The organism is Limibacter armeniacum, from assembly GCF_036880985.1.
Taxonomy (GTDB): Bacteria; Bacteroidota; Bacteroidia; order Cytophagales; family Flammeovirgaceae; genus Limibacter; species Limibacter armeniacum.
Genome location: NZ_JBAJNO010000009.1, coordinates 3,350,026 through 3,362,527 on the forward strand (window position 1 = coordinate 3,350,026; position 12,502 = coordinate 3,362,527).

General features: G+C 39.7%; 8 protein-coding genes. 4 read left to right on the forward strand and 4 right to left on the reverse strand.

All coding sequences use genetic code 11. The annotated features are described in order from the left end of the window. Positions 1-55 precede the first annotated feature (55 nt). The 3 genes from V6R21_RS31660 to V6R21_RS31670 all read right to left on the reverse strand — a co-directional run bounded on the left by V6R21_RS31660 (position 56) and on the right by V6R21_RS31670 (position 4,708). The gene (locus V6R21_RS31660; protein WP_334247483.1) at positions 56-1,090 is read right to left on the reverse strand and encodes a ferredoxin--NADP reductase; all 1,035 of its coding nucleotides are present in this window, start codon (positions 1,088-1,090) and stop codon (positions 56-58) included. Positions 1,091-1,235: 145 nt separating this feature from the next. After that, positions 1,236-2,303 carry a potassium channel protein gene (locus V6R21_RS31665; RefSeq protein ID WP_334247484.1) on the reverse strand — a complete coding sequence of 356 codons (1,068 nt, stop codon included), beginning with the start codon at positions 2,301-2,303 and terminating at the stop codon, positions 1,236-1,238. A gap of 161 nt (positions 2,304-2,464) precedes the next feature. After that, positions 2,465-4,708, reverse strand: a complete 2,244-nt coding sequence (locus tag V6R21_RS31670) for a S46 family peptidase (protein WP_334247485.1) — start codon at positions 4,706-4,708, stop codon at positions 2,465-2,467. 341 nt (positions 4,709-5,049) lie between these two features. On the opposite strand from V6R21_RS31670, the gene V6R21_RS31675 reads away from it, so the two are divergent. Further along, positions 5,050-6,657 carry a tetratricopeptide repeat protein gene (locus V6R21_RS31675; RefSeq protein WP_334247486.1) on the forward strand — a complete coding sequence of 536 codons (1,608 nt, stop codon included), beginning with the start codon at positions 5,050-5,052 and terminating at the stop codon, positions 6,655-6,657. A gap of 83 nt (positions 6,658-6,740) precedes the next feature. Here the strand turns inward: V6R21_RS31675 and V6R21_RS31680 are convergent, their stop codons facing one another. Further along, complete coding sequence (locus V6R21_RS31680; RefSeq protein WP_334247487.1) at positions 6,741-8,252, reverse strand: NAD(P)H-hydrate dehydratase; 1,512 nt, start codon at positions 8,250-8,252, stop codon at positions 6,741-6,743. Between the two features lie 210 nt (positions 8,253-8,462). Between V6R21_RS31680 and tatA the strand changes: the two genes are divergently transcribed. The 3 genes from tatA (at position 8,463) to V6R21_RS31695 (ending at position 12,355) form a co-directional block, all read left to right on the forward strand. Beyond that, positions 8,463-8,672, forward strand: a complete 210-nt coding sequence (tatA, locus tag V6R21_RS31685) for a twin-arginine translocase TatA/TatE family subunit (RefSeq protein WP_334247488.1) — start codon at positions 8,463-8,465, stop codon at positions 8,670-8,672. Between the two features lie 199 nt (positions 8,673-8,871). Next, a complete protein-coding gene (gene gatA, locus V6R21_RS31690) occupies positions 8,872-10,296 on the forward strand; it encodes an Asp-tRNA(Asn)/Glu-tRNA(Gln) amidotransferase subunit GatA (protein WP_334247489.1) in 1,425 nt (474 codons plus the stop codon). A 355-nt stretch (positions 10,297-10,651) separates the two neighbouring features. Then, positions 10,652-12,355: a LysM peptidoglycan-binding domain-containing protein gene (locus tag V6R21_RS31695; RefSeq protein WP_334247490.1), complete on the forward strand. Its 1,704-nt coding sequence runs from the start codon at positions 10,652-10,654 to the stop codon at positions 12,353-12,355. Positions 12,356-12,502: the final 147 nt, after the last annotated feature.

The window sequence follows — 12,502 nt, forward strand, 5'->3', positions numbered from 1 at the left end:
ATAGCCCTTCAGGGAGTTTCCCTGAAGGGCTTTATTTATGTGAATATCTGAAAAATTATCCCATCTCGATGACAACGTTGTCAGTCATTGGATGACTTTGACAAGTTAGTACATACCCTTGTTTGATTTCATCTTCACTGAGGGCATCATGCTCTGTCATTTGAACCTTCCCTGAGATACATTTACCTCGGCAAGCAGTACAAACACCACTTTGGCATGAATAAGGGAGGTCTAAGCCTTCGTCCAAACCAGCTTCAAGGATTGTCTTGTCAGGAGTTACGGTAAACTCATCCTCTTCACCATCCAAAATTACTTTTACCTTATGAGTTGAAATATCTTCAGCTACAGCGTCCTGTTTAGGAACAAAGCTTTCATAGTGGATGCTTGAATTAGATACACGAAGTGTTTTCAGTCCAGTTTTTACAGACTCCATTAGGCCTTCAGGACCACAGAGGAAGTGACGTGCTTCTTCCATTTTGGGTAGCTTGTTCATGATATTAACGACTTTGATGTCGTCTATTCTACCAGAATAACCACCCCAAGTATGATCAGGACGGCTTAAAACATGAACAACCTGTAATCTGTCACCGAATCGCTCTTTCAGGATATCAAGCTTATCTTTAAAAATGATACTGTCTTCAGTTCGGTTGCCATAAACGAGGGAGACCTTACTCTCTGGCTCGAAGAACAAAACGGACTTCATAATTGACATTAGTGGAGTAATACCACTGCCTGCACCCCAAAGAACAATGTGTCTGGATTTAGACTTGTCTGGCTCAAAAGTGAAAAGCCCCATTGGTTGCATAACCTCTACAGAGCTGCCTTCTGTAATGTGGTCATTGATGTAATTAGAAACCAAACCTCCTTCTACTCGCTTCACGGTGACATCAATGGTACTGTCCAATGAAGGAGTTGAACACATAGAGTAAGAACGTCTGCTTTTTATGCCGTCTATATTGAAAATCAGGGTAAGAAACTGTCCTGACTGATACTTGATCTTCTTGAAAATAGGCTGCTTGAAGCGTAGGGTAACAGCATCATCTGTTTCCTTGACCACTTCTTTGACTTTTAATGTATAGTAATCGTTCATTTTGCTTTAAATTATCGAGACGAGGTTTGTCGGTTGTTTTCACAACAAATTACTGATAAATACATGAATTTGCTGTGTAAAACATTGTTGCTTCTTCTGAATAAGACTGAAAAACTTACACTTTTGTTTGACTATAGCATATCAACTAGCTTAGTTGCTGTTCAAAATTACTCCAATTGAAGTCTTTATAAGCTATAACTGAGATAACCGCATCTTCTGTGATGATCTGGTCAGAAGGAGGACAGGTATTGAGCTTGCCATTTTGAACCAAAGCAAACAAGTTACAATTGGTGCCAGAGTTTCTTTTGGCAATGGTAACTTTTTCCTCTAGTTCACTCCAAGTCCAACCAATTACTTTTTTCGGATAAACAGTATGTGGGCTTGCACCTTGTGAATTACTGAGAAGTTGCTCAATGATTTGTGCCGAATGTTGATCCTGACACTCTTGGACTAGTGCCAATACTTCAAGGTCTCCATAAATTTGAGTAGAGCTGGTATCTTCAAACATCCATGCATTTTCCTCGTCAACTAGTACGTGCATTATGCGTGTTCCTCCATTGGTAAAGCGTTTTACCAAGTCAATCATTGTTCGTGTTGAGCCATCAGAAGCCTTGTTGTTTTTATCAACAGGGAAAACAATTACAGCCTTGTTTTCATTGAGATGTGCTTTTTCATAGGTATCCTGACTCAAGATGTTACCTTTTACGAAATGAAGATCCTTTTCGCTTTGCAGGCTGTCAGGTAATTGCTCAAGATTACCATCTACAATACATAGTCCCACACCTTTTTCCACGTTTCTTAACTCGCGAATCAGGCGGGTCGTTACGGAAGTGCCAGGGAAATTAAATATCACATAACCATTTCTGATAGGATTTTCCATGAAGCCAAGTCTTTTTTGATCTTTAAGATATTGTTTGTAGTCAAAAGCAGTTGAAAAAAGCATCCCCACGAATGCAATGCCTAAGGTACTAAGGAACATCGTTACGATACGTCCCTCTAATGTTTCGGCAGGCTTGTTACCATAACCGACGGTTGTGAATGTCTGCCAAGCTTGCCAGAAGGACTCTTCCCAACTGACATCTTCCAGCCATTTAAATAGGACCCCAAAAGCAATAAACAGGACAACACACCAAATCAGGATATAGACGAGTTGCTTGCCTGGTGAGTTATCGATGCGTTTTCTCAATCGTTGAAATACACTGAGTACATACATGCAGCTTGAAATTATTATTCGTTGATGGATTGAAAAATTTCTGAGCAATATAAAGGTATAAACCAAGAGTTGCCAATTGAGCCAAACTCATCACCTGTAGGTAAAAAAATAGCTCCGCTTTTTGGGCGGAGCTACTTTGATTTTTAATCCTTTATTACGGATTAGTACTTTTCAGGCATCAGTGCCTCAAACTTCTTGCTCTTTTCTGGCTTACCACTCATCAATGTCATTTCATTAACGAGGTTAGTAGCTCCATATACCTTATCCACTACCCACAGTACATAACGAATATCTACACAGATAGTACGTTGTAGCTCTGGTTCAAAGGCAATATCACCACTCATAGCTTCCCAGTTACCATCAAACGCCAAACCGATCAGTTCACCGTTTCCGTTGATAACAGGAGATCCTGAGTTACCACCTGTAATATCGTTGTTTGTAAGGAATCCAATTCTCAACTCACCAGTACGATCAGCATAACGTCCATAGTCCTTCGCCAAAACCTTCTCTTTAACTTCTTTTGGCAGAATAAACTCAGGGTTTTTAGGATCTTCTTTTTGAAGTAGTCCTTGAGCTGTTGTGTAGTAGCTGTAGAACATGGCATCACCAGGGAAGTAATCTTGTACCGAACCGTAAGTCAGACGCATAGTTGAGTTAGCGTTCGGGTAGTATTTCTTCTGTTGGTCTGCAGGAAGCTCATTGTTCATCTCACGGATACCTTTTACATACAGTCTGTTACCGTCAGCAATTTTGATTTCAGCTTCTTGAGATTTTTGTCTTACCTCAAAGAATGCTTCAGTCATAGAACCCATTGCCTGTACCAAAATATCATTTTGCATCACATCAGCAGAAGGATTTTCGATGAAGTCACCCACTTTCGCTTTCGTAGTCAGGAAAGAAGCTTCGTAAGCTGAGTCAGCAAAAGCTTGGAAGTCCCCATCAAATTGCTCTTCAATAGTATTGAATACAGCAGGAACAGGAAGATTCTTGTTTTCAGGTCTTGACAGGACATCCTTGTATTTTTTGAGCATTACAGCACAAAGTTCCTTGTCTGTCATGTAATTGTAGTCCTTGAAGTGATCTTCAATAGTTTTAAGGATTTTCTCCTTTGCTTCAGGAGCAGGTTCACCACCCATTGATTTAGCATAACCTTGCAGCGCATTGATCAGTTTTGTTGATTCAATTGCTCTTGCAGCCTGAGTGAAAAGAATCAACTCAGTGGTAGCGTCATGTTTTGCTTTAAAGCCTTCTTCAATATTAGGAAGGGCATCGCTATAAGCTGTCTTTCTGCTATCATCAGCATTGACCCACTTTGTGAAAGCATCTTCTTCTTTTTGCTTTTTGTCATAAACTTTCAGGCGTTTTAGTCCTTTGGTCTGTCCCATGAAATACTTCCAGTAGTTGGCAGTACTAGCAAACTTAGATGCGTATTGTAATCTTACCTTAGGGTCAGCATCCATGTACTTTCTCCATGTCTTAAGGCGAGCGTCTCTCATTTCAACAAAAAGAGGGTTGAATACATCAATCTGATGTTCTACACCGTAAGAAGTCAGGTAGCGATCAGTAGAGCCAGGGTAGCCCATGATCATGGCAAAATCATCCTTGATTACACCGTTGATAGAAACAGGTAAGTGGTGTTTAGGTTTGTAAGGAACATTCTCTTTGCTGTAAGCAGCAGGCTTGTTGTCCTTGCTTGCATAAACACGGAACATAGAAAAGTCACCTGTATGGCGAGGCCACATCCAGTTGTCAGTGTCACCACCAAACTTACCAATTGATTCAGGAGGAGTACCTACCAGACGGATGTCGTCATAACGCTCATATGTGAACATGTAGAACTCATTGTTGTCAAAGAATGACTTCACCTGAATTTCATAGTTAGGATTTTTCTCTTCAGCTTCTGTCTGAACTTGTTTCATCAGTTCTTGAGCTTTCTTGATACGCTCATCCATTGTAAGGTCGCCCAGTTCCTTGTTGATGCGTTCGGTAACGTCATCCATTCTTACAAGAAAACGAACAAACAGTCCTTCAATTGGAATTTCTTCTGCGTGGTTTCTTGCCCAAAAGCCATTCTCAAGGTAGTTTTTCTCTACTGTACTTACCATCTGGATACCGTCATAACCACAGTGATGGTTGGTTAAGATCAAACCTCTGTCTGATACGATTTCACCTGTACAGAATCCGCCAAAAGAGATAATTGCATCTTTCAGGGATGAGTTATTGACACTGTAGATCTCTTCAGGGGTTAGCTTAAGCCCCATTTTCTTCATGTCAACATAGTTCAGCCTGTCAATAAACATTGGAAGCCACATACCTTCATCAGAAGGCTTTTTTGCTGATTCAGCAGCAAAACCTTGCAGGGAAAGCACGGCCATCAGTGCCAGAATAATTGTTCGTTTTAGCATGTTTATGATATGATTGTAATTATAAAAAGATTACGTAGTATGAATCTATCGCAATTCTACTAAATATTGTTTGAAATCACTGCTTGCAAGTGATAAATCAGAAGGCTGAATTGTAGTATAAGGAGAGATTGCTTAGGAACAGAGGTTTAGATAATAATGTGTGGTAGAAATTCGTTTATCTAAAAAAAGTTCAATATTTTATTGACGTATAAATATGTTTGGAGTCACTTTTGTATACTTTACCTTCAATTTAAGCCCAAACACCTATTTCCTATTTTATTAATAGGTAGTGTTTTTACACATTATCGAAAATATTCTCAAAAACAAAACAAGCAATTACCTTGAAACAGGTTCTATTTATTCTCCTTTTGAGTATTCTCTCAAGTGTCGGTCTCAAGGCACAATCACTTACCGTATATTACAGCCAAGGAAAGCAGGCTTTTGACCAAGGTAAATATAGCGCGGCTATTCAGGAGCTGCAAAAAGCTCGTCTTGAAGGGAAAAACAATCCTAAGCATGAAGATTACTTGTTGACGTTACGTTATTTGGCACTTTCATATAGAGAGTTGAAGCAGTATGGTGATGCTGTTGTTTACTTCAAAACGTATGAAACAGCCTTGCAAGGAGTGGGGAAAGCTTCCTCTGAAGAGATGGCTGAGTTAAAAGAACTGATGGCTGAGACATCAGTACAGATGCGTATGTATCCTGAAGCGGCAAAGTATTACGAAGAAGGTCTGAGTGTAAGAGAAAAAGTAAATGGCAAGCAGTCAGATGCATATGCCAAAATGTTACATAGCTTAGCCAAGCTGTTTGCAGGAGGAAAGAAATATGCTCCAGCAGCAGGGTATTATAAGGAGCTGTATACGATTACTAAAGAACTTTCAGGTGGAAAGACAGCTTACTTTGGTGATATTACTGATGAGGCTGGAGATGTCTTGATGGCAAGCAAGAAGTTTGAAGGAGCAGTAGCTATGTACAAAGAGGCAGGGCAAGCCTATAGTGCAGCAGGAAAGATACAAGACCATTTGGATGTGTATAAGAAGCAGTCACAAGCTTTTGAGCAGATTGGTCTGACTACTGAAGCGGTTACAGCTTATGTCAACTATCTGCATAAAGCGGGAGAGCATATGGAAGACCGTAAGGCTTATGTATCTGAGATAGATGAAATCGTAAAGAAATTTAATGAGCTTGGAGCTCATAAAGAGGCTGACGATATCTTGCACATCAAGATGAAAGCAGTAGCCGATATCTATGGAATGCAGAGTGTAGAAGCTGCAGATGTAAGTATGGAAATGGCTCGCATCAATATGGATGGGGGTAACCTTGATAAAGCTGAAGAGTATATTCAAAATGCGATTAGTGTAAGAAAAGAGAAGCTAGGTGCTACAAGTCCTGAATATGCTGCTAGCAGAGATGCATTGGGAAAAATAAAGGCAGCAAAAGGAATGGATGCTGAAGCTGAAAAAATATTTAAGGAAGGAATTGAAATGAGAAAAAGCAGCTTGCCTCAATTCCACCCTGATTATGCGGAAGCATTGGATAATTTGGCTCATTTTTACATCAAGCGAGAGCGTTACGAAGAGGCTGAGGCTTTAATTAAGGAAGAGATAGAGATTACTGCTGAAAAGCCAGGAAAACAGCATGTTGCTTATGCCAAGGCAGTTGGTAGCATGGCGCAGCTGTTGACTGCTCAGCAAAAATTCAAAGAAGCAGAACCATTGTTGAAAGAAGAATGTGCAGTGAAAGGAACATTTTATGGTAAGCTTACTTTGGAGCATGCATTGTCAGTTAAGAATCTGGGAGACTTTTATAAGAAAAGCAACAATAGCCAAATGGCCATTCAGACTTATCGCAGGGCAATTTCCTTATTTGAAGGGGCAAGAGCTAAAGACACGAAATACGTAAAAGAGATCTATGACAGCATTGGAGAGATCAATGATAATAAATAGTCATAGGTTTAATGATTACTAAAATAAAAGCACCTCAGTAGTATCAATTACTGAGGTGCTTTTGTATTTGAGGGTATCCCTTTTTATGAATTGTGTTGGTGTTGGTATGCTTTGCCAATATTGTTGATGATGTCAGAGGCTATTAAAGCTTCCTGACCATATTCAGAAGCAGCCAAGTCACCAGCGAGCCCATGCAAATAAACCCCTAGGATTGCAGCCTCACCCGGAGCATAGCCTTGTGATAGTAATGCTGTAATTACGCCTGTTAGGACATCTCCACTTCCTCCTGTAGCCATCCCTGGATTTCCAGTAGAATTGAAATAAACCCTTCCAAGTGGTGTAGCAACAGATGTATGAGCTCCTTTAAGAACAACTACTACCTGATACCGTTTGGCAAACATGATTTGAAGTTCTAACCGTTCATAATCATCCTCGAATGTTTGGTCACCGAGTAGCCGTTCAAATTCTTTTGGGTGTGGTGTTAGAATACTACCTTCTGGAAGTTGGTCAAGAAGTTCTTTGTTCTGGCTTAAAATGTTCAAGGCATCCGCATCTAATACCATTGGTTTATCATAGTTTTCCAGAATATCCTCCATCATTTGCTGAGTATCCATGAATGTGCCGATTCCAGGACCAATTCCTACAGACTGGTACTTGTCTAGTGGTACAGGTGCTTTGGATAAAAGGTCAAACTCAGGGTCTGTCATACACATGGCTTCGGGTACAGTTGTTTGCATGATATTGAACCCGCAGTATGGTACATAAGTGGTAAGCAAGCCTAAACCGGTGCGAAGTGCTGCTTTTGCACAAAGCTGAATAGCACCTACTTTTCCTTTGCTACCACCAATAAGCAACGTGTGACCGTAAGTGCCTTTATGTGAAAACTTACTTCGCTTCTTGATGATAGAGTTGATAAAGGAACTGTCTGTATAAATGTAAGGGGTTGAGGTTTGTCGGATAAAGGCAGGGCTTAAACCTATGTCGACTACCGTGAAGTTTCCTGTAAATACTTCATTTTGAGGGAGCATAAAGGATAGCTTTGGTGTTTGGAAGCTTACCGTATGGTCAGGTTTGATGATATGTACAGATGTGCTTTGTGTATTGCAAAAGAGTCCTGATGCAATGTCTACAGAGATGATTGTAGCATTGCTGCTATTAATATGGTCGATGAGTTGACCTGTAAAGCCTGTGATAGGTCTTGATAAGCCGGAACCGAATATGGCATCGATTACGAGGTCTTGTGAATGAAGGACAGGAAAGTCCTCCTTATTGTTAATATTTTTAATTTCTTTCAGTTTTTTCAGCCTCTTTTCATTGGTGTTGAAGTCAGGAGATTGCTTGTCTGAAAACCTGACAGCATAAAGTCTGACATCATATTTTTGCTCAAGTAAAAGTCGGCCAATAGCAAGTCCATCGCCACCGTTATTGCCTGTGCCACAGAAGATATGTACAGGCTGTTGCGCTGTGAACTTATTTGTAAACCATTCCGTAAACTTTAGTGAGGCACGTTCCATTAAGTCAATGGAGGGGATAGGTTCATTGGCAATTGTGTAGGCATCCCATTGTCGGATTTGATCTGCGGATAGTATTGTCATACTGGCTATGTAATATAAAAGGAAGAATACTGAAAGAAATTTACGAACTTAGCTCGGATAATGAAGCATTAAAATGACAGTTTATGCTAGTTTGAAAAGTATATTTCAGCTTCATATTCAATGAATTGTAAGTGATTTCAAATACAGGAATTCTTTTGTTATTTACTAATAATAAATTAGATTTGCGGCACATTTAAAAACAACTGAACTATGGAAACACTAGCTATATTACTCTTTGGTATGCCTGGGGGCTTCGAATGGTTAATTATTATTCTTGTTATCCTTTTGCTCTTTGGTGCGAAAAGAATTCCAGAGCTGGCAAGAGGCCTTGGTAAAGGTATCAGAGAATTCAATGACGCGAAAAAGCAGTTAAGCAGCGAAATTGAAGAAGGTTTGAAAGATGATAAGAAAGAAAGCTAAGAGATGTGCCAGTGTTTTGTTGGGTATATCTATAAAAAATAAGTTATTTCTTTTGAAAGAAGAGAAGTTTATCTTTGTTTCGACAAATTGATAAACTTCTTTTTTATTGCGTTTTGGCACTTTCACTCTTTTACCGATGTAAAAGGGCTTTGTCAGGCACGCTTTACTGTTTTCTCTAATAACAAATTTACTTAGCTCTGTGTATTCTTCATTCAAAGAAATAAGCACCGCTTTAAAAGCAGGACAGGTTACTTGCCAACAGTTGGTAAAGGATTATCTCAAGAATATTGAGGACAATAAACACTTGAACGTATTCTTGGAAGTATATGCTGATGAGGCATTGAAAAGAGCGGAAGAAGTGGACACCCGAATCGCTGAAGGCAATGCTGGAAAGCTAGCCGGAATGGTAGTTGGAATTAAAGACGTGATTGCTCATCAAGGGCATGGTCTTCAGGCTTCCAGTAAGATTCTAGATGGCTTTGTTTCCCAGTTTTCGGCTACTGTGATTGAACGTTTGCTTGATGAGGATGCGATTATCATTGGTCGTCAGAGCTGTGATGAATTTGCTATGGGGTCTTCAAATGAAAATTCAGCATTTGGCCCTGTTCTAAATAATGTAGATAATTCAAGAGTACCAGGAGGGTCTTCAGGGGCTTCAGCTGTAGCAGTATCAGCAGACCTTTGTCTTGTGTCTTTAGGTTCTGATACAGGAGGCTCTGTAAGGCAGCCAGCCGCTTTTACAGGAGTGGTTGGGTTAAAGCCAACTTACTCTAGAATTTCTAGATGGGGTCTGATTGCATATGCATCCTCTTTTGATACAATTGGTGTTTTAGCCAAGAATGTAGAAGATGCAGCCATTACCCTAGAGGTAATTGCAGGGGCAGATGAGCATGATGCAACGGTTTCTGATAAACCTGTGCCTCAATATTCAGCATCTGTAAAGAGCAGTGAAGACCGTAAGTACAGAATTGGGTATATCCGAGAAACAGTTGAAAGTGAACATCTGAATGAAGATATTAAGGCTAATACTTTTGAGAAGATAGCATCACTGAAAGCCGCAGGACATGATGTAGAGCCTGTTGACTTTCCTCTATTGGACTACCTGTTGCCAACTTACTACATTCTGACTACAGCAGAAGCAAGTACAAACCTTTCGAGGTTTGATGGAGTAAGGTATGGCACAAGAAGTGAAAATACAGAAGACATTGAGTCAATGTATAAACTTACCCGTTCTGAAGGGTTTGGTGAAGAAGTTAAGCGCCGTATTATGTTGGGTACTTTTGTACTGAGTGCTAGCTATTATGACGCATACTTTACAAAAGCACAGAAGGTAAGAAGGTTGATTAAAGAAGCTTCAGAAAAGCTGTTGAGCAACCACGATTTCTTGTTGATGCCAACGACGGCTTCAACAGCATTCGAAATCGGAAAGTATAATGAAAATAATATCCTGGAAATGTATCTGGGAGATTTGTATACGGTTCACGCTAACTTGGCAGGTTTGCCAGCGATATCTATCCCTAACGGAGAAGATAGCCAAGGGTTACCAATTGGACTGCAAGTAATGGCCAACCGTTTTGAAGAAGAAAAAATGTTAACGTTTGCCGATTATTTGGCTACGTTATGATAATAAATGATTGTGTAGAAGGTTGTTTCGGAAACCATTATCAATTTTTGTAAATGCGATCTTCTATACAATCTAAATTCCATAACATTGTTTATGTAAGGCTTAGAGCCTAGTATGCTGTTTACAAAATGAAGTAAACAGAATGAAAATATAAAATTGGTTTTGCTAGAGGAGGACATAGCCAAAGAGGGTATTATGCCCTGAAAATTCGATGGCATGTCTATTGCTTGTAACATTGGGATAATTAATTGTACAGTAAAAAGATCGTTTAATACCTTATATCGATACTTTTTAAAACAATTTTTTCCATCGTAGAACAACAACTCACCCCCAGGGAAGAATTTGTGTTAATGATATGCGCACACCAAAAAAAATAACCTTGCTATGGGTAGCGACGATGCTTTTTAGTGTCTCGTCGGTATTTGCCCAAGATGAAAATCCAGCATTTACATGGGAAGACAGTATTTATACTGTACCACCTCCCGAAGGGTATATTTACCCGTTCGATACACTTGAGGTAGTGGAAGCTGCTCCGTATGCACCTTGGACTGAGGATGCACTGGAGGACTTTGATACCACATCGGTTGTCCATTTGGATAATATCCTGATGGAGAATGATTACATTCCACACCCTACAGATGATATCATTATGGATCGCTTAGCATGTATTGAAAGCGATATTCCATTGACATATCACGAACGTGTAAGAAAGTTTATTGATTATTTTACGGTCAGAAACCGTGACTATACAATGCTAATTCTTCAGCGAAAGAATATGTACTTCCCAATGTTTGAAAGAATTTTCAGAGAAGAAGGAGTACCTGAAGAGTTGAAGTATTTGGCAATTATTGAATCAGCGTTAAAGCCTACAGCACTTTCAAGGGTAGGGGCAAGAGGTCTTTGGCAGTTTATGCCAAGAACAGGATTGAACTATGGCTTGAAGCAGAACTCTCACTTTGATGAGAGAATGAACCCAGAGAAGGCTACAAGGGCAGCTGCCAAGTATTTGAGATTCCTTTATAATTACTTCCATGATTGGGAGCTTGCTTTGGCTGCTTACAACTGTGGGCCTGGTAATATTCGAAAGGCACAAAGGAGATCAGAGAAATTCCATTTCTGGGATATTTATCACAAGCTACCAAGAGAGACTCGTTCATACCTGCCTCAGTTTGTGGCTATGATGTATGCATTGAATTATGCTGATGAGCATAACCTGATTCAGGAGCAGCCATTCTATGAGATTCCAACAGAAGAGGTTTTGGTAAGCCAATCTGTAGACCTTAAAAAACTGGCAGAGCAACTGATGGTTTGTGATGATGACTTGAAAGAGTTAAACCCTCAAGTAAGATGGGGATATATACCTGATGGGATCAAGAACTATCCTATTAAGATTCCTGCATTGAGAAAAGAAATGTTTGACAGCAACCGTGACTCTATTCTAGCAAAGTCTAAGTATGATGGAAAGAGTGGTAGCTATTTGGATGGTTTTTATTATCACTATGTAAGAAGGGGTGAGTCTCTTGGTTTGATTGCACAACGAAACCGTGTAAGAGTTTGGGAGATAAAAGCATGGAATAACCTGAGAGGTAATACCATTTATGCAGGTCAGAAATTGAAGATCTATGGTAGAGGACATGTTTCACCTCAACAGAAAACAGCATCAAGGTCTTCATCATCAAATGCAAAAGTAAATGCTTCAGGTTATCACACGATTAGAAGTGGTGAAAACTTAGGCGCTATAGCCAAAAGGTATGGCGTGTCTATTACACAGCTTAGAAGTTGGAATAACCTGAGAGGTAATACCATTTATGCAGGCAAGAAACTGATTGTAGCTGTAGACAAAGCAAAGAAAAGCAACAGTTCTGTTAGCTCTTCTTCAGTGAAGAAATCAACAGCAAGCAGCAAGCCTGTTTCAAATGGATATTATACTGTGAAGAGCGGAGATACACTTTGGGAAATTGCCAAGAACAACGGTGTTTCTGTCAATGATATAAAGAAATGGAATGGGTTGAAATCTAACAGTCTTCGTCCGGGACAAAAACTGTTGATCAAGTCTTAAATTCTGAATGACAATATATTATTGAATGAAAGGATCATCCGTTGTTGGATGGTCCTTTTTTATTTTCCCATTGGTGAACTGCTTTTCTGTCTAACGAATCTTAACAGGTGAGATTATTTTTACATATACGTTGTATTATCACGGGTT

What these genes read in the sequence shown, in the direction of transcription:
- V6R21_RS31695 (WP_334247490.1), top strand. Translation starts at nt 10,652, where the DNA reads ATGCGCACACCAAAAAAAATAACCTTGCTATGGGTAGCGACGATGCTT.
- V6R21_RS31665 (WP_334247484.1), bottom strand. Translation starts at nt 2,303, where the DNA reads ATGTATGTACTCAGTGTATTTCAACGATTGAGAAAACGCATCGATAAC.
- tatA (WP_334247488.1), top strand. Translation starts at nt 8,463, where the DNA reads ATGGAAACACTAGCTATATTACTCTTTGGTATGCCTGGGGGCTTCGAA.
- V6R21_RS31670 (WP_334247485.1), bottom strand. Translation starts at nt 4,708, where the DNA reads ATGCTAAAACGAACAATTATTCTGGCACTGATGGCCGTGCTTTCCCTG.
- V6R21_RS31680 (WP_334247487.1), bottom strand. Translation starts at nt 8,252, where the DNA reads ATGACAATACTATCCGCAGATCAAATCCGACAATGGGATGCCTACACA.
- V6R21_RS31660 (WP_334247483.1), bottom strand. Translation starts at nt 1,090, where the DNA reads ATGAACGATTACTATACATTAAAAGTCAAAGAAGTGGTCAAGGAAACA.